Source organism: Pedobacter sp. 05L430 (assembly GCF_056397585.1).
The window spans coordinates 1-16,971 of sequence record NZ_JBFTNT010000008.1; the positions used below are offsets into that span (position 1 = coordinate 1).

At 40.7% G+C, this 16,971-nt stretch carries 18 protein-coding genes and 1 pseudogene; 15 read left to right on the forward strand and 4 right to left on the reverse strand.

The features are described 5' to 3' along the window. The 6 genes and pseudogenes from AC1DG9_RS03695 to AC1DG9_RS03720 form a co-directional block, all read left to right on the forward strand. Positions 1-929, forward strand: a pseudogene (locus tag AC1DG9_RS03695) (SusC/RagA family TonB-linked outer membrane protein); the annotation flags it as partial. 4 nt (positions 930-933) lie between these two features. Further along, entirely contained in the window at positions 934-2,391 is a 1,458-nt protein-coding gene (locus AC1DG9_RS03700) for a RagB/SusD family nutrient uptake outer membrane protein (RefSeq protein WP_288879682.1), read from the forward strand. Positions 2,392-2,404: 13 nt separating this feature from the next. Further along, entirely contained in the window at positions 2,405-3,913 is a 1,509-nt protein-coding gene (locus AC1DG9_RS03705; RefSeq protein WP_288879684.1) for a CBM96 family carbohydrate-binding protein, read from the forward strand. A gap of 51 nt (positions 3,914-3,964) precedes the next feature. After that, positions 3,965-5,512, forward strand: coding sequence for a family 20 glycosylhydrolase (locus AC1DG9_RS03710; RefSeq protein ID WP_337715825.1), 1,548 nt, complete (start codon positions 3,965-3,967; stop codon positions 5,510-5,512). 11 nt (positions 5,513-5,523) lie between these two features. Further along, the gene (gene nagA, locus AC1DG9_RS03715; protein WP_288879689.1) at positions 5,524-6,711 is read left to right on the forward strand and encodes an N-acetylglucosamine-6-phosphate deacetylase; all 1,188 of its coding nucleotides are present in this window, start codon (positions 5,524-5,526) and stop codon (positions 6,709-6,711) included. A gap of 13 nt (positions 6,712-6,724) precedes the next feature. Next, positions 6,725-7,489, forward strand: a complete 765-nt coding sequence (locus AC1DG9_RS03720; RefSeq protein WP_337715823.1) for a glucosamine-6-phosphate deaminase — start codon at positions 6,725-6,727, stop codon at positions 7,487-7,489. On the opposite strand, the gene AC1DG9_RS03725 is transcribed toward AC1DG9_RS03720, so the two are convergent. Both AC1DG9_RS03725 and AC1DG9_RS03730 read right to left on the reverse strand, forming a co-directional pair. After that, positions 7,486-8,376: a winged helix-turn-helix domain-containing protein gene (locus tag AC1DG9_RS03725; RefSeq protein WP_337715822.1), complete on the reverse strand. Its 891-nt coding sequence runs from the start codon at positions 8,374-8,376 to the stop codon at positions 7,486-7,488. The two genes, AC1DG9_RS03720 and AC1DG9_RS03725, sit on opposite strands and share 4 nt — an antisense overlap. Before the next feature lie 351 nt (positions 8,377-8,727). Further along, positions 8,728-9,090, reverse strand: coding sequence for a colicin immunity domain-containing protein (locus tag AC1DG9_RS03730; RefSeq protein WP_172660902.1), 363 nt, complete (start codon positions 9,088-9,090; stop codon positions 8,728-8,730). 126 nt (positions 9,091-9,216) lie between these two features. Between AC1DG9_RS03730 and AC1DG9_RS03735 the strand changes: the two genes are divergently transcribed. Next, positions 9,217-9,417, forward strand: coding sequence for a hypothetical protein (locus AC1DG9_RS03735; RefSeq protein WP_172660901.1), 201 nt, complete (start codon positions 9,217-9,219; stop codon positions 9,415-9,417). Positions 9,418-9,576: 159 nt separating this feature from the next. On the opposite strand, the gene AC1DG9_RS03740 is transcribed toward AC1DG9_RS03735, so the two are convergent. Next, positions 9,577-9,888: a hypothetical protein gene (locus AC1DG9_RS03740; protein ID WP_048903995.1), complete on the reverse strand. Its 312-nt coding sequence runs from the start codon at positions 9,886-9,888 to the stop codon at positions 9,577-9,579. A gap of 245 nt (positions 9,889-10,133) precedes the next feature. Here AC1DG9_RS03740 and AC1DG9_RS03745 point away from each other — a divergent pair, with 245 nt between their 5' ends. From AC1DG9_RS03745 to AC1DG9_RS03755, 3 genes are all read left to right on the forward strand, one after another. Beyond that, on the forward strand, positions 10,134-11,525 hold the full coding sequence (locus AC1DG9_RS03745) for a S41 family peptidase (protein ID WP_337715820.1): 1,392 nt from the start codon (positions 10,134-10,136) through the stop codon (positions 11,523-11,525). 137 nt (positions 11,526-11,662) lie between these two features. Beyond that, positions 11,663-12,190 carry a dihydrofolate reductase family protein gene (locus tag AC1DG9_RS03750; protein WP_337715818.1) on the forward strand — a complete coding sequence of 176 codons (528 nt, stop codon included), beginning with the start codon at positions 11,663-11,665 and terminating at the stop codon, positions 12,188-12,190. A gap of 48 nt (positions 12,191-12,238) precedes the next feature. Then, positions 12,239-12,619: a DUF1801 domain-containing protein gene (locus AC1DG9_RS03755; RefSeq protein WP_477634318.1), complete on the forward strand. Its 381-nt coding sequence runs from the start codon at positions 12,239-12,241 to the stop codon at positions 12,617-12,619. Here the strand turns inward: AC1DG9_RS03755 and AC1DG9_RS03760 are convergent. Further along, positions 12,599-13,138, reverse strand: coding sequence for a glycosyl-4,4'-diaponeurosporenoate acyltransferase CrtO family protein (locus AC1DG9_RS03760; protein ID WP_337715815.1), 540 nt, complete (start codon positions 13,136-13,138; stop codon positions 12,599-12,601). The two genes, AC1DG9_RS03755 and AC1DG9_RS03760, sit on opposite strands and share 21 nt — an antisense overlap. Before the next feature lie 520 nt (positions 13,139-13,658). On the opposite strand from AC1DG9_RS03760, the gene AC1DG9_RS03765 reads away from it, so the two are divergent. From AC1DG9_RS03765 to AC1DG9_RS03785, 5 genes are all read left to right on the forward strand, one after another. After that, positions 13,659-13,844 carry a hypothetical protein gene (locus AC1DG9_RS03765; RefSeq protein WP_337715813.1) on the forward strand — a complete coding sequence of 62 codons (186 nt, stop codon included), beginning with the start codon at positions 13,659-13,661 and terminating at the stop codon, positions 13,842-13,844. Positions 13,845-13,978: 134 nt separating this feature from the next. Continuing rightward, positions 13,979-15,025, forward strand: a complete 1,047-nt coding sequence (locus tag AC1DG9_RS03770; protein ID WP_337715812.1) for an alpha/beta fold hydrolase — start codon at positions 13,979-13,981, stop codon at positions 15,023-15,025. A gap of 52 nt (positions 15,026-15,077) precedes the next feature. After that, positions 15,078-15,530 (forward strand): organic hydroperoxide resistance protein, encoded by a 453-nt coding sequence (locus AC1DG9_RS03775; protein WP_337715810.1) that lies wholly within the window; start codon positions 15,078-15,080, stop codon positions 15,528-15,530. A gap of 146 nt (positions 15,531-15,676) precedes the next feature. Next, the gene (locus tag AC1DG9_RS03780; RefSeq protein ID WP_337715808.1) at positions 15,677-16,417 is read left to right on the forward strand and encodes an SDR family oxidoreductase; all 741 of its coding nucleotides are present in this window, start codon (positions 15,677-15,679) and stop codon (positions 16,415-16,417) included. A gap of 49 nt (positions 16,418-16,466) precedes the next feature. Continuing rightward, positions 16,467-16,847, forward strand: a complete 381-nt coding sequence (locus AC1DG9_RS03785) for a winged helix-turn-helix transcriptional regulator (RefSeq protein ID WP_172660892.1) — start codon at positions 16,467-16,469, stop codon at positions 16,845-16,847. The last annotated feature ends 124 nt before the right edge of the window (positions 16,848-16,971 follow it).

The window sequence follows — 16,971 nt, forward strand, 5'->3', positions numbered from 1 at the left end:
TAGCTGTTCCGGGCACTACAGGTTATGCTACAGTTCCTGCCAATTTCGGTAGTTTAGAGAACATAGGTCTTGAATTTACACTTTCAACGGTTAACATAGACCAGGAATTTAAATGGAATTCTACATTCACTTTCTCACTAAACAGAAATAAGGTACTGTCTCTTCCTGGCAATCAGGATTATCGTCCAAATATTTATAATATGGCAAGGGTAGGGGAAACTGCAGGCGTATTTTACGGTCTTAAAGCTTTGGGCGTGTATGCTTATGACACAGATAATGTATATCAGCGGGATGCAGCCGGAGCTGTTGTTCCTTATCGTCAGGGATCCGCAAATGGATCGATCTATAAAGGTGGAGATGTAATATGGGAGGACATAAATGGCGATGGTATCATTAACGATTCCGATTTGCAGGTAATTGGTGATCCAAATCCTGATTTTACTGGAGGTTTTCAAAACGAATTCAATTACAAAAAATTMACGCTTTCTACATTAATCACCTACAGTTTTGGCAATGATGTATTTAATGAGGTTAAAAGAAACCTGGATGCTACACCATATGATCAGAATTTCACCACCGATCAGCTTAGACGATGGAGAAAACCGGGTGATGTAACAGATGTTCCAAGATTGGTTAAAACTGACCCGATGTTAAACAATGCCATCTCAAGCAGATTTGTAGAAGATGGTTCATTTATCAGAGTTCAAAATCTTGCGCTCAATTATAGAATTCCGACGAAAGTATTGAACAAGCTAAAAATAAACAATGCTACTGTAGGATTCTCGGTAGTCAACCTGCTAACCTTTGGTTCTTACACCGGATATGATCCCGAGGTCAGCTCATCAACTAATGCACTTGCCGTTGGTGTAGATCGTGGATCTTTCCCAAGAACCAGAACATATAATTTGTCATTGAACTTTAGTCTTTAATACTATGAAACGAAGAGATTATAAAATATACAGCTTTATGCTGATCACCTTGGTTTTCTTATCCAGCTGTAAGAAGGCATTAGAAATCGATCCAACAACTTCTTATTCCAGTTCGAATTTCTGGACCGAAACGCCTCAGGCAACGGCAGCTTTATATGGTGCATACAACCTTTTACAAGGAGCAATGGCGCCGGAGTCTGTTTTATACGGCGAAGGAAGGGCTGATAATGTAGTCATAAATCCACTGGCATTGAGCTCGCAGACCTTGAATTTGTTAACAAACAACCTCAACTCAAGTCTGCCTATTGCAAACTGGAGTGGTTTCTATCAGGTTGTTAATCAAAGTAATTTAATCCTAAAGAACACTTTGGAAATGAAGGGTAAAGGACTTTATTTAGGGAAAGCTGCTGAATATAATAGTGTAAGAGGGCAGGCCTTTGCCATTCGCGCTTTCTGTTACTTTTACATGACCCGTATTTGGGGTAAATTACCCATGGTAACTGAACCCTTTGTAGATGCGAAACAAAATGTAAGCATTGCACGTTCAGATACTGCTGCGGTGTACGCCCAGATCCAGGCAGATCTTGATTCTGCAGCATTAGCGCCAATCCCTGCATCTTATACAACGGCTCCGGCAACCCGGGCCCAGTTTACATTAGGTGCAGTTAATGCTTTGTATACTGATTTTTATATGTGGCGTCATCAATATGAGAATGCACTTGTGGCCTCACAGAAAATTCTGACCAGCTCAACCTATTCACTTGCCTCACTTTATAGTGCCTCGTCAACGGTAGATTATAATGTTAATCCGGCATTAATTGACAATACTGCTTATGCGCAGATGTTTACGAAAGGAGCTTCTAATGAATCAATTTTCGAAATCGATTACAATTTTGCGGAGCGGGCCACACGATCATTTTTGATTACGGTATATGGTGATCTTGGTTTCCAGCCGTTCTTCAAAGCCAGTGGTTACCTATCTAGTAAATTCAGCTCAACGGATTTGCGTTCAAAGATTAATTTCGATACCAATTCGGGTATCGTAAAATTCTTTGAGAAATCTGGATTTGTGCGTGGTACGCAGGACGATAAGAATATTATCATTTATCGCCTGGCCGATATCATGTTGTTACGTGCTGAAGCACTCAATAAAACCGGCAACATTCCCGGAGCAATGGTACTGGTAAATCAAATCAGAAGCAGAGCCGGGGCCCAGCCATATGCGGAAGATTCTTACAGCGGATTTACCACCGATCAAATAGAAGATCTTATCCTTGATGAACGTGCCAGAGAACTTTGTTACGAAGGCAAGAGATGGTTTGATCTGGTACGTACAGGCAAGGCCATTAAAGTAATGCAGCCCATCAATGGCCTTAGTCAGACTGAAAACTTCCTGTGGCCATTAAGCCTTACCGAAATCAGATTAAACCCACTGTTGGATCAAAATTCATATTACCAATAAAAAATATTTAAAGATGAAAAAATTAAATCTTTACCCAAAAGTACTTTTTCTCTGCATGTGTGTGCTCACAATTGTAAGTTGTGGCAAACTCGAGCTTTTGAAAAATGAAGATAGTAACGGAACTGATGCAGGTGCTAACCTTAAGGAGCAAACCATACAACAGTTTCTACTTGCAGACCACAGTTCAGATTTAACCGAACTTGATCTCTTTGCTTCAGCAGTGAAACGTTCGGGCTTGATGGATATGCTGGGTAAAAGCGAGGATTATACTATGGTACTGCTCACCAATCCCGCGGTTAAACAGCTTTTGGCAACGGTAGGGTATACCAGTGTTGATCAGGTACCTCCCATTATTCTTAAAAACCTGTTGGGCGATCTGATCATAAAAGGGAAATTAAAATCCACTGATCTTAGTCTTGATGAGACAAGAAAAATAGAAACCATTAATGGAAACTATATTTACTACTCCAGAACATCAAACGCATCTGATCAATATGTGCTGAGAATTAATCAGAATTCAACATTAGGATCCACGGCGGCAGTGGTACGGTCGCAGGATCTGGAATTTAACAACGGCGTAGCCCAGGTTACTGCTCAGTTTACTTTCTACAGGTTGCTGGACGATAAACCGGATGAGGCCGATGAGGGGGGGAATGTGATTACACAAAAAATCAATGTGGCTAAAGACGTTTACGTTCGCGGCGGTTCTGGTAACTCAAATGCCAATTTCAACGATGTGGCAACCATAGATTTAAAAGCGGTAAGTTCCGCAGATGCTACTGTTGGTCGTATTGGTGTAATGCAGTACCCACTGGAAAAACCAAGCTTTGGCGACAAAATTGGCGCCGCAAAGATGTATGTTTATGTGTATACCACAGGGTTAACGCCTGCTACCACATTCTCCTTTTCTGCACATTTAGGTGAAAATAAAGATTGGGCGGAAAATGCAATCACCTGGAACAATGCTCCGACCTACAATTCTGTTCCTATGTCAACTTTATCTATTCCCGGAGAAACAGTTGGATGGGTTTCTTTTGATGTTACCTCAGCAGTTAGTCAGCTTTACGCAAATAATGAAACCTTTATCAACGTGTTTTTAAAACACAATGTTGATAATTTTATTAAGGTTCGCCCAAGGGAATTCTCTAATGGACTTTACAGTTCTTATATTACTATTAGTTCTCCACCGCAAACAGTTTTAACACTCGGCAAGGTAAGTGTGCTTAATGTTTCTGCCCTTGAGCAGATTGCACCGTTAACATTGGCTAATTTGAAAATGGAAGGTACAACTGATCATAACATTACCTACTCCGTAAAACAGGTTCCTACGGCCGGATTCTTAGTTAAATATGGGATTCCGCTTGCTGCAAATGCCTCTTTTTCGCAGGCTGATATTGCAAAAGGAGCCATTAAATACCTATATGGGGGATCGGGCAATACGGATAAGATCATTTTTGAGGCAAGAGATCATAACGGAGGGTATTTTAAATCAGACATCAGCCTGGATATCGCAATTAAATAGATTTTGCCTGGCATTTGCTTAAATCAGTAAGTCCGAACAAAAATATAAATTATGAAAAGAACAGTATTTCTTGTAATGCTTTTAACTACATTTTTTGACTATGCAAATGCATTTCAAAAAGGGTTAAACGATCCGGTTTCACCATTTCCGGTAAGGGGATTTCATCTCGATTTGCGCATTCAGGCCATTCCTATGCCCGCTCTTAGAAAACTTGCGCTGCAATTGGTTAAGGGTGGCATTAATACGCTGGTTATGGAATGGGAGGCAACTTATCCTTTTCAGGACGAACCTTTGATTCCTAATCGTTTTGCTTATACAAGAGATGAAGTAAAGGCTTTTATTGCTTACGGTGCTTCTATAAAACTTGATGTCATACCACTTCAACAGAGCTTTGGACATGTTGAATACATTCTTAGAAATCCCAAATACAAAGACCTGAGAGAAGATCAGAAAGATTACTCTCAGGTCAATCCAATTCGCGAGGCTGAGGCTAAAAAGCTTTTTACCACGCTTTATCAGGACTTGATTTCTACACATAATTCTCCTTATATCCATATTGGTGGTGATGAGACTTATCTGCTGGGACACTCAGAAGAATCCAAAAAGAAGATTAAAGCAGTCGGTATCGGAAGGCTATATGGCGATTATATCAAAATGCTTTGCGATGTTGTAGTTGGATTGGGTAAGAGACCGGTACTTTGGGCAGACATCGCTTTGAAATATCCGGAGGCATTAAAGGGTTTACCAAAAGAGACCATTTTTATCGACTGGAATTATGGATGGGACATCAATATGTTTGGTGACCATGAAAAACTCATGCATAGTGGTTTTGAAGTATGGGGAGCACCATCAATAAGGAGTCATCCCGATAATTACTTTCTCACCCAATGGGGAAAACACTTTAAAAATATTTCTGATTTTGTTCCGTTGGCAAAAGAGCTGGGCTACAAAGGCATCATTATGACTTCCTGGTCTACCTCCGGATTGTATTCTCCCGTGTTTGAAACCACCAGGGATATCGTAGATCTTTATGCAATCCGACGTGTTTATCCTATCAGCGGATTTAATATGCTTATCGCGGCATTTCTTGAATCCATAAAGTCCGGGAAGGCACTTGATACAGAAAAGTTCATTTACGGTTATGCCAAATCGCAATATGGTTTTGATGAAAACAGTGCTAATGCGTTTTGGAAAGCGGTTTCGGCGGTTCCTTTCGAGATTACACAAGGAAAACCGATCAATACGGATTTAAGTATTGATCAAATGTTAGATAGTACCAAAAAAGCATCTGCTATACTCCTGAAGCTTAAGCCCGTTAAAAATGCAAAAGAGTTTGAACATTACCGCTTAATGGCAGCCATCCGTATACAATATCTTACTTATCAGTCGATAGAATCCCGGGCAAATGCTCCGGAAATGACCGCCGAAAAGCTTAAGGTACTAATTCCTGAGCTTGAAGCGCTACCTACTAAAGAACTGGATAAGAAGTTTATAGCGCTCAATTCAGAGATCATGTACCCTTCAGAAATTGCTCAGGAAAATGAGCTTAGAAATGCGAAAATCAAGGTATTGCTGGATAGGCTGAAGAGGCTTAAATAATACTAAAGAAAATGGAAAAGATTAAGCTATATAATGGTAAAATAATTACTCCCCATCGTATAATTAACGGGGGGTGTATCATTATTGAAGGAGGAAAGATTCTTGACGTAAGCACCTCAGATATTCATGTAGAAGGGGCATTAGAAATAAATGCAAGGGGTAATTACATTGCACCTGGATTTATTGATTTACACGTTCATGGTGGTGGTGGTCACGATTTTATGGACAATGAGCTGGATGGCTTTCTGGCAATTGCAGAATTACACGCTAAACATGGTACAACAGCACTCATGCCTACAACATTAAGTAGTGAGCATCAGGATTTGCTTGATACTTTAAGTGTTTATGAAACTGCCGATGTCAGAAATGTTAAAGGCGCACAGTTTATAGGGATACATATTGAAGGACCATATTTCTCTATGGAGCAAAGAGGGGCACAAGATCCAAGATATATCAGGGCGCCGGATCCGGCAGAATATCAGGAGATTATTGCGGGTTCTAAGGCTATTAAACGCTGGAGTGCAGCACCTGAGCTTAAGGGAGCCTTAGAATTTGCTCAATACCTGACTGAAAAAGGTATTTTGCCATCCATTGCACATACCAATGCGATATACGAAGAGGTATTGCCGGCATTTGAAAAAGGTTTTACTCATGCTACACATTTTTACTCGTGTATGTCGGGTGTTTCGAGGCGAAATGCATACCGTTATGCGGGAGTGATAGAAAGTGCCTATCTGCTTGATGCAATGACTGTAGAAATCATTGCTGATGGCATTCATCTTCCTCCGCCGTTACTTAAGCTTGTCCTCAAAATTAAAGGGGCAGACCGAACTGCACTGGTTACTGATGCAATGCGCGCCGCAGGTATGCCGCCAGGGCCAAGTATTCTTGGTAGTCGACGTGATGGCCTGGAAGTTATTGTTGAAGATAACGTGGCTAAATTGAAAGACAGAACTGCCTTTGCGGGTAGTGTTGCTACGATGGATAAGCTGGTTAGAAATATGGTGGAAATGGCTGATGCTACCCTGGAAGATGCCGTTAAAATGGCTTCTCTTAGTCCGGCAAATATAATCGGCATAGGAGATCGAAAAGGATCACTGGTGGCAGGTAAGGACGCTGATATTGTCATCTTCGATGATCATGTAAACATTATGCAAACCATAGTGTCTGGGAAAAGTATATATGTAAAATCAATTTAATTTATATCTGGTGGTGAAAAAAAAAGAGTTAAGCATGCCTGAGCTTCGGGTTTACAAGTCAAGAAAATTAATGGGAGCTGCGGCAGCGAGCCGGCTCGCCATCGAGATTAATGCTGTTTTGAAAAATAAAGATTCCGTTAATATCGTATTTGCAGCAGCTCCTTCACAAAATGAATTTTTGAGCGCGCTTTTTTACGAGGACATTAAATGGGAGCACGTAAATGCTTTTCATATGGATGAGTATATCAATTTGGATGAAAATGCAACCCAAAGATTTGGGAATTTTTTAAAAGAGCGCATATTTGATAAGTTCAATTTTAAGTCTGTGAACTACTTGAATGGAAATGTTGATGACGTTCAATCAGAATGTAAACGTTATTCGAGGTTACTTGAAAATCATCCGATTGATATCGTTTGTATGGGGATAGGTGAAAATGGGCATCTTGCTTTTAATGATCCGCCCGTTGCCAATTTTAGTGATCCTGAAATCGTAAAGGTGGTTACATTAGATTTGCCCTGCAGGCAGCAGCAGGTTAATGATGGTTGTTTTGCTAGTCTAGACGATGTACCTACTCAGGCGCTAACATTAACAATCCCCGTTCTAATGAGTGCAAAGATTATCAATTGTGTGGTACCCGGACAGGCAAAAGCACAGGCTGTGTTAAATACACTAACCAAGCCCATATGTAGCGATTTTCCGTCAACTGTATTACGAAAACATAACGGGGCAGTACTTTTCCTGGATACCGACAGCAGCAAATACATTCAGTCTTGTTAAGAACTAATCTCAAGCCTGTATCCTTTGGCGCGAACAACAACAATTTTGATATTCGGATCAATTTCCAATTTTTTTCTAAGTTTTGATATGAACATATCCAGACTGCGACCTACAATAACACCCTCATCCTCCCATATCTCTTTTTGCAGTCGACTTCGCTCTATAATCTCGTTAGGAGACGAGGCGAAAATGCGCAGTACACGGGTTTCCGTTCCGGTCAGGTCTGTTGTCTCTCCATTTGTCATGAGCTTACGATTCTTCACGTCGAACAACACTGAGCCCAAAGTGAACATATCAGCATGCCCACTGTTAGGTAAGGCCTTCCGAGGCTTAACAGATCTCAAAAAGAAAAACCCAACAACTGCTAAAAATGACAGACCTCCCAAAAAATATTCATTCTTTGCTACACTTATGCCCGGCGGTTTAAATTTGATGTTGATCATGTAACATGCTCTAGGCTGTTTTCTTCCTAAGCATGCTACAATATCATCTTTCTTATTTTTGGATATTGCGTATCCATAGGCTACACTGGCATTGCTACAGTTCATTACGTTTACAACATAATCACGTGCCAGCTGATCTTTGCCCAACAAGCGCTGAGTAGTATTCACCAGCGAGTCCGGTTGAAAAGTAAGCTCATTCTCAAACCTGATCTGGTATTCATTTTCTGCGATCTTTTTTACCGGAAGCACTCTTGATGTACTGTCGCCCGACTGTAAGAGTATCTCATGTCCAAGCCTTCGTAGCAAAACTTCTCTCCTGGCGATATCAAAGTCGTCACCATCCTTCCTACTGAAAGCCACGCAGATTACAGAAATAAACAAGAGTAGCAACAACCCGAACAGGTACTTGCGTTTCCCGGACAGGAGATTTCGGTTAACATGCATAATGTCAAGATTTTATTTACAAAGTTTACAATTTTATTTGCAATCTAAGCTCTTCAGGCTGAAATATGTCAAAGTAATTTCGCTTAATCAATTAGAAATGATATGAAAAATAAAAGAAACGTTTTGTACAGCACGGTTATCATGCCGTCACCGAAAATCGAGTATCAGGCCTTAGGTGGCCTTTGGTCCAGGTAGTGTTACACATAATATAGTCACCTTTTGCTACACGCTGAGACCGAAATTGTTCGAACCTTGTTCGACCAGAGCCGAATATGTAGGGGACTAGAGTAGTGCCAGATCTTAACGATCTGCACCTCCCAAAAAGAAGGCAAAAAAATTGAACGTTTGAGCTTAAATTTTATTAACGCTTTGCAGTTTCTGTAACTTCTTAAAAGCCTCTTTTGCTCTTCTTATTAACTCACATTCATTAAAATTAATTAAATTAACATTAACAAAATCATCAGGATCATACAAGTAAGCCAGTGAGTAATATCTGATGTCGAGATAGAGGGTATCTAAAACCTTTCCTATTCTCTCGTCAAACTTTCCCAACTGCCCATACTCATCCTGAGATTTGATTTCAAGAAACAATTGTTCGAACTCGGCAATTTCAATTTTTCCGGAATTTAACATCGAGAACAGATGCAAATACTTCTGCAAGTGTATTTTGTCTAATAACTTTATTTCATTTATCATAAAATATGTACTAGTCATCTACGTCTTTTATGATCATGCGGTTTTCATTGCTTCTTTTTTCCATTGTTATGATATAATCTGGAAATTCCATATTCAGGTTTTGCTGCATAATGGAATGATAAGTATGAATATATCCGGGATAAATTGGAACTCACTTACGCAAGTCAGACGGTGAAAGACCAATTGGAGAAAATATGGCAAAATGCTTTAGAAATACGTAACAACTGGGAGCTAAACCACCAGTCAGGCCGAGCAAAATGGAAGTTCATCAAAGCTACAGTAACCCATGATCCAGCTAACTTTGGAAAGGCCTATCTGGTGCAGCGTATTGATTTTGTGAAGTAGTCATCTTTGGTAAACACTTAATCGGAATATATATGCATAAAAAAGGCTGCTTAAAAGCAGCCCCTTTCAATCATCATCAGCCCTTTTCAATCACTAAGGGAATGCTGTTGTGATTATATTTTATCAGAACTATTCAGGGGTTCTGACTAAGATGAAATGTTATTGTACTATTTTACCGTCTTTGTCAATTTTCAAAGATGATGTTTCCTCACCTTTTTTAACATCGATTTGGTAAAAGCTTGATTTATCTGCATTTGTTACCAAAAATGCAGCTGTTGGAGTCCATTCTTTAACTGGATCTGTTTGCAAAGTTTTTTGCACTGGTTCTGGAAGATCTTTTAATTCTACCGGAGTTTTGGTTGTACTATCCTGATGAACACTAATCATCACTGGATTTTTGATTTCGCTTGCTTTTACTGAGGTTAATCCTGCTACAGCTAAAATTGCTGCTGATAAAATGATCTTTTTCATAATTACTATATTAAAGTTCAATTAAATATTCTTGTTATTTATGTTTAGAGTATGCTACATAATAATGCCTAACTACATTTGTTTTGGCACGGGGTTGATTTACAGTAGTTTACTGATTAGCTCGTTTTATTATACTGTTGCATTTTTCCGCAACTTGCGGAGCGCCGATACAGTTTTGTGGATAACAAAGTCCATGTATTAAAAAACTGCCATAATTATTACCTTTAATAAATTCCATTTTGTCGATGAATTATTTTATCTCAGTTATCTGCCTGCTACTCTTAAGTACGTATAGTAAAGCGCAATATCTTGATGAAATGTCTGTAAAACTGCATCAACCCGCTGATCTTAAAAAAGATGTTTACCTCGTGCAAAACACATTAGAAAAAGAAAATCCAAATCTTTATCTATATATCAGTAAAAAAGATCTTGACCATAAATTTGATAGTTTAAGGATGACCATAAAACAACCACTTACCAGCATAAGTCTATATGTTAAACTATTAAGCGTTATCAGTTATATCGGCGATGGTCATTTAACCATCAACATAGACTACTCGAAATTTACCGCCTCTGATATTGCATTTTTAAAGAAGCCAACATTACAGCACCCTATTTATCAATTTAATTACCGGGTAATAGCACACAGGCTATTTATCAGCGAAAATTTATCTGTCGATTCCACAATAGCTAAGGGTACAGAGATCTTAAGTATTAATGATGTTCCAGCCGCTAAATTGATAGATAGCTTGAGCCACTACATTACCTCAGATGGTTATAATACTACCTATAAAGAGTTCCTGATGAACGGCGGCCTATTTGCAGAACGTTATCGTTTTTTATATCCGAAAAGGGAACCTTTGAACTTTAAGCTCAGTTCCAATAAAGGTACGCAACAAATCACACTAAATGCCTTTCAAAAACCTGGTTATGATAGCAGTAGTGTTGCCCTGCCCCCACATACAGCGTATAAATTATTAACGGCTGATAGTAGCATTGCCTACCTTAAACTCCAGACCTTTTTTAATGGCGCTAATTATGAAGGGTATCACGGTATTTTTGCGGACATTCAAAAGAGAAAATTAAAAACATTAATAATAGACCTGCGCGGAAACACCGGAGGAGAAATCGGTTGGGCATCAAGTATATATAGTTTCTTAATAGATACGCCAACCTATTTCTACAAGCTTCCGGCAGAAATAAGCCGGCAAAAGTTACTGTATGATAATCCAAAAATACGGGACTGGGTTAAAAAGGCATCTAAATTAAATTATCCCATTGTTACACCTGATACCAGCATATTTAAAGGCAAAATATATGTACTTATAAATGGTGGTAGTTTTTCGGCATCCAGTTTACTGGCAGCAAATATGCGAAACCTAAAAAACGTAACTTTTGTTGGTGAAGAAACCGGAGGCAGTAAAAATGTCTGGACTGCAGGGATAATCAAAAATATGACGCTTCCCACCAGTAAACTTTCACTCGCTTATGGCAACATGCCGGCCTATTTTGGTGACATTACAAACATTGACGGGCGTGGATTAATGCCTGATGTATCAATTTCCTACACTATTGAGGATTATTTAGCAAATAAGGACCTGGAGATGGATTGGGTGTTAAAGGATATTGCGCGTTAGAGGAGAAAAACACCCTCATATTGTCGCAATTACACCTCACACAGGTAGCCTGTCCTCTTTAAATTTGAATCATCATTATACTAAATAGCATCAAAATGAGAAAGATCAGAATTTTCGAACATATCTCGCTTGACGGCGTGATTGAGCACGACAAAAACTATGCATATGGCGCATGGACTGCACCATACCGGACCCCTGACGGATTGGCTATGCTTCTTGACGCATACGGTCCTGGTTTTGACCTGCTAATTGGCCGACGCACATACGATGAGTGGTTGGGCTATTGGCCAAATGCCGGAGACTTTCCGATGGCGAACGCTATAAACGCTGCAACCAAACACGTAGTGACGCACAGACCGGAAAGCCTTAAATGGGGACCAGTGAAAGATCTTGGAGAAGATTTCATCGAGGAGCTTCGCAAACTCAAGTTGACCGACGGGCCCGATCTGGTCGTTTCCGGAAGTATATCACTGACACCTTTGCTACTCAACGCGGGATTGATAGATGAGGTTATCCTGATTGTATACCCGGTATTACTGGGTAAAGGCAAACGCATTCTTTCTGACAGCTTTGACGCGCGTGAGCTCGAATTCGTTAGCACATCGACCACACCAACAGGTGTGCTGCTCAATACTTATAAGCATTTAGGATCGCTGAAAAAATAATCTATCACTGAGTTTGAATAGGCAATACATGTAGCAAAACCAATTCCAATGAAAATCAGAAACCTTGTTGATCTGTTTRCTATCCTTCCTGAAGAAGAAAAAATAATTGTCGACGTATTGCGACAGATAATTATTGAGTCCCTTCCCGAATACTGTAAAGAGAAAATCTCATACAATGTTCCGTTTTTTTATGGCAACAAAGGGATATGTATTATTTGGCCTTCAACTGTTCCCAGGGGAGGTATCAAAAAAGGCGTTCTTTTAGGTTTTTGGTATGGGCATAAATTAAATGACTATGATCACTTTCTGTCTCATGGAACAAACAAGCAAATTTTTTACAAAATCTATCAAACCGCAGAGGAAATTGATGAAAATCCAATAAAAAAGCTTTTAAAAGAGGCGATCAAATTAGATAGCTCGTTTGCTTAAATTTATAGCTCGTTTTATTCTTGGCCGATTATATCGTTGAAGGAAAATGGGATAAAGGTTTAGTAAGACATTTAATATGAGTAACCATAAAGATTTGAGCACTCCATATTCGAATGCCACAAAAACATTAAACCCCAGGACGATCAGCAGAATAATTAAGTGGTCTAGTTCAGATTTTTTTGTCTGATAATGCAAATTCACTAAAGCTTTGGTGTTTTTTTCTATGGGGTTTGATTTTCTGATCACCTTTTCCCAGCCAATCCAAACCAATAATTTTCTGAAAAAATTAATTCCGAGATATTCATATGTTTTTCCTCTCCGTTCCCATTCCTTTTCGTTAAAGTAGGAAGAACCAAGTGGACTTTTTAGTACTGCGGTAAAAACAACCACAAACAACATCAACATGAAGTTCAGAATCCAGGAGAATGAAAATCCATCCATTTTAATATAATGGACCAGGGTATAAATTGAGGCAATTGTGGCGATTGCAATTAAAATTAAAATTAAGGTTTTTCTCATTCATTTATTTCTCAAAAGGACGCTTAGATGAAGTGTTACCTTTTATGGTTGCGCTGAATTTATAGAATGCCCAAACAAAAATCCCTACTAAAATCAAATCATACGCAAAATTTACCCTTACAAACGAGATTGTTGTGGATGTGAATTCTGAATTCTCAAAGGTCATTCTTTGCAGGTAGGGAAAGGGAAAGCCTGCTTTAACAAATGAAAATTGATTCCAGAGAAATGGTAGGGCAGATACCAATAGGAAAGACAAAATAAATAGTACAAAAAATTTCATAAACGGTGGGGATGCTAACTGGCTTTGTAAGTTGGTCGTTGCTAAATTTAATATATTCCTATAAAGAAGCCAAATCGAAAATCCCTTGGGGGATTTTTTTGAAGATTGCTTTCGGAGAAAATTCAGCCACCAGGCTGTCTGGGTCATGGCCCGATTTGTCTGACCCAAGGTTTTTTACTCGTTTTTTCATAGCCTGTCCTGGTAGTTTTGGGGTATCAAATCACCTAATAAACAGTAATTATGAAAATTAGCATCATCTTATTTTCGGCCCGGGACCTGGCAGTTGAAATCAGGAGGCGGCTTGCGGCAGCTATGATCGCCTTCGCTTCCGTACTCGCAATATCAACGGCGAGATTTGAACGGGATCCACAAAGCTGCGGTATGATCACCATTCAGTTGAAAAAGAAAAAACGACCATCGGAGTAAATTGAACTTAAACGTTCGACCCCCCAAATGCCTGGTTGGCGTTTAAGCTTGTCTACTTCAGCCCGGTTATGATTTTTCTCAGGTCCCGGCAGCACTAAATTTACCTTATCAATCAACAAATACTATAAAATACAATGAAAGATCAATCTATATCCCCTCGCCACTGCTTAGGAAGACTAGCCTTTATATTTGCAGCGCTACAGCTGATTTTATTTTCTTCAGCTACAGCAAAACCAATCACGATAGCTGAGAACAGTACGCTCAGGCAGCTCGAGGACCCTTTTAATCACATCAAACAAATAAAGGCAGGTGTACTCAATATTGGTTATGTAGAGGCGGGTCCGGCCAATGGTGAGCCCGTTCTGCTCCTTCATGGCTGGCCATATGACATTTACAGTTACAAAGAGGTATCCGAAATCTTGACCGCTAAAGGCTATAGGGTGCTCATCCCTTACCTGCGCGGTTATGGCAGCACGCGCTTTCTGTCTGCTGCAACGCCACGTAACGGTCAGCAATCTGCCCTTGCCGTGGACATGATTGCCTTTATGGATGCTTTGAAAATCAAAAATGCCATCGTCGGCGGATTTGATTGGGGTGCACGTACCGCAGATATCATGGCCGCATTATGGCCAGAGCGCGTGAAAGGACTGGTTTCTGTGAGCGGCTACCTGATCGGCAGCCAGGCTGGTAACAGGGCGCCGCTTAAACCACAAGCCGAGCTGTCCTGGTGGTACCAGTACTACTTTGCTACAGATCGTGGCCAGGCAGGGTATCAGGCACATACCGCTGAGTTCAATAAACTGATCTGGCAGACGGCTTCGCCCACCTGGAAATTCAGCGAGGAGACTTATAGCCGTTCTGCAGCATCCTTCAAAAACCCTGATCACGTACAAATTGTGATTGACAATTACCGTTGGAGATTAGGGATCACTAAAGGAGAAGCTAAATATGATGCCCTGGAATCTAAACTCGCTACTGCTCCTTACATTACCGTGCCTACAGTAACCCTGGAAGGGGATGCCAACGGAGCGCCGCATCCCGATCCGAGCGTCTATGCCATTCGCTTTAAAGGAAAATATGCACACCATAACATTAACGGTGGCGTTGGCCATAACCTTCCGCAGGAAGCCCCGCAAGCTTTCGCGGATGCTATCCTTGAGGTTGCCACATGGGCCCGATAAACATGAATAACTCACAATCATCATCATTCAAAAATTTAAATATTCAAATACAATGAAAAATCAAACAGTTTTAACCGCCACTGGCGGATCTGCAATCACTAAAGTATTATATACTGGAAAAGTCCACATCACCGGAGGTCGAGAAGGTAAAGCAAAGAGCACAGATGGGCGTTTAGACATCGAGCTGTCTACTCCGGGAAGTATTGGCAAAGGTACCAATCCCGAGCAACTGTTCGCTGCCGGCTGGTCTGCCTGTTTCATCGGCGCTATGCAACACAATGCCGCTGCTGCAAAAATCAAACTTCCGGAAGGAACCTCTGTAGACACTGAAGTTGACCTGGGAACAGGAGAAGAGGGCTTTGCCTTACAGGCCAGGTTACAGGTTAACCTCCCAGGTCTTTCTGTTGAAGAAGCAACCAGCATCGTAGCAGCTGCTCATCAGACCTGTCCTTATTCAAAAGCAAGCAGAAACAATATCAATGTAGAAATTTCAGTAGCCGTATAAACCACTGGATATGAACAAATAAAATGATGCTATGGTATTGTCGGAATGATGTCAGGAATAATGGTTTATCTGGTATCATTGATTATACTGGTAACAAAATTATACCAAATGCATTTTACTTTTGTTCAAATTTACAATAGAAAAATATGGAAACGCTAAAAGGAAAAATAGCCCTTATCACAGGAGGGAACAGTGGCATCGGATATGCGACTGCGAAAGAATTAAAATTACAGGGCGCGGAAGTCATCATTACCGGAAGACGCGAAGATGCGCTGCAAAAAGCGGCTGCAGACCTGGGTGTAAACGGTTTTGTGAGTGATCAGGGCCGGGTCTCGGCTATTGAAGAACTTGCTGAAAAAGTGAGCGCACAATTTGGCAGGATCGATATCCTGTTCATTAATGCAGGAGTTTTGGCAGGTGCAGGGATTGAAAATGCAACCGAGCGGGATTTCGACTATGTGATGGATGTCAATTTTAAGGGAGCATACTTTACGTTGAGCCGCTTTATTCCAATTCTGAATGATGGTGCGTCGGTAGTTTTCCTCTCCTCGAACGTGGCGAGCATGAGCGGAGCCAACTCCTCTATCTACAGCTCGGGCAAAACGGCGCTGAACTCAATAATGAAGATCGCAGCTGTAGAATTGGCTCCGCGGGGGATACGTGTGAATGCGGTAAGTCCAGGACCAACGCAGACCGAGATTCTAAATAAACTCGGGCTTGACCAGGCCAGCCGACAAGGCCTGGATGACTGGATGATTGAGCGCATTCCGCTCCGGAAAATAGGTGCTGCGGATGATGTTGCTAAAATGGTGGCTTATTTCGCCGGAGAGGCTTCCGGTTTTATCACCGGTGCGGAAATCGTGATGGACGGGGGAATGAGTTTATAAGCTTTCGTATCTTAGTATCTTGCAAGCAATCCTTAACCAGTAGTACATCATGAGTAATGAAGAACTTATCCGTAAGTCGGGAGAAATACTTTCCGATCCCAGAAATCAAAAGGAAGAAATCCAGGCACTGCAGGATACCATGTACGTCATGGGCGGAAAATGGAGGCTAATGATCATCAATTCGATCTGTAACGGGAACAGGCGCTTTCGCGACATACAAAGAAGCATTCCGGGTATCACTACCCGGATGCTTTCAAGGGAATTGAAGGATATGGAAGCCAATAAACTGATCAAAAGAACCGTCACACCCTCAACACCAGTGCTGGTCGAATACAGTGAAACAGACTATTGCCTTTCTTTTGGGGCCATTATCCTGGAGATGATCCGGTGGGGCAAGCAGCATCGTGAAAAAATAAGAATGGCAGATTAACCTCACCTGGCTTATCCATGAAAAAAATGAATTTCAAGATATCAAATACCATTATATGGAGCAGTTCTATCGTGCTGGGGGTATTGTCTTCAGTGCCTCAACTTGCTTCCCATCAGTTCAATCT

Bases quoted from the DNA above. Each gene is read 5' to 3' on its own strand.
- nagA (WP_288879689.1), top strand. From the start codon at position 5,524: ATGGAAAAGATTAAGCTATATAATGGTAAAATAATTACTCCCCATCGT.
- AC1DG9_RS03775 (WP_337715810.1), top strand. From the start codon at position 15,078: ATGAAAAATCAAACAGTTTTAACCGCCACTGGCGGATCTGCAATCACT.
- AC1DG9_RS03760 (WP_337715815.1), bottom strand. From the start codon at position 13,138: ATGAGAAAAACCTTAATTTTAATTTTAATTGCAATCGCCACAATTGCC.
- AC1DG9_RS03745 (WP_337715820.1), top strand. From the start codon at position 10,134: ATGAATTATTTTATCTCAGTTATCTGCCTGCTACTCTTAAGTACGTAT.
- AC1DG9_RS03705 (WP_288879684.1), top strand. From the start codon at position 2,405: ATGAAAAAATTAAATCTTTACCCAAAAGTACTTTTTCTCTGCATGTGT.
- AC1DG9_RS03740 (WP_048903995.1), bottom strand. From the start codon at position 9,888: ATGAAAAAGATCATTTTATCAGCAGCAATTTTAGCTGTAGCAGGATTA.
- AC1DG9_RS03785 (WP_172660892.1), top strand. From the start codon at position 16,467: ATGAGTAATGAAGAACTTATCCGTAAGTCGGGAGAAATACTTTCCGAT.
- AC1DG9_RS03725 (WP_337715822.1), bottom strand. From the start codon at position 8,376: ATGCATGTTAACCGAAATCTCCTGTCCGGGAAACGCAAGTACCTGTTC.
- AC1DG9_RS03770 (WP_337715812.1), top strand. From the start codon at position 13,979: ATGAAAGATCAATCTATATCCCCTCGCCACTGCTTAGGAAGACTAGCC.
- AC1DG9_RS03700 (WP_288879682.1), top strand. From the start codon at position 934: ATGAAACGAAGAGATTATAAAATATACAGCTTTATGCTGATCACCTTG.
- AC1DG9_RS03765 (WP_337715813.1), top strand. From the start codon at position 13,659: ATGAAAATTAGCATCATCTTATTTTCGGCCCGGGACCTGGCAGTTGAA.
- AC1DG9_RS03780 (WP_337715808.1), top strand. From the start codon at position 15,677: ATGGAAACGCTAAAAGGAAAAATAGCCCTTATCACAGGAGGGAACAGT.
- AC1DG9_RS03710 (WP_337715825.1), top strand. From the start codon at position 3,965: ATGAAAAGAACAGTATTTCTTGTAATGCTTTTAACTACATTTTTTGAC.
- AC1DG9_RS03730 (WP_172660902.1), bottom strand. From the start codon at position 9,090: ATGACTAGTACATATTTTATGATAAATGAAATAAAGTTATTAGACAAA.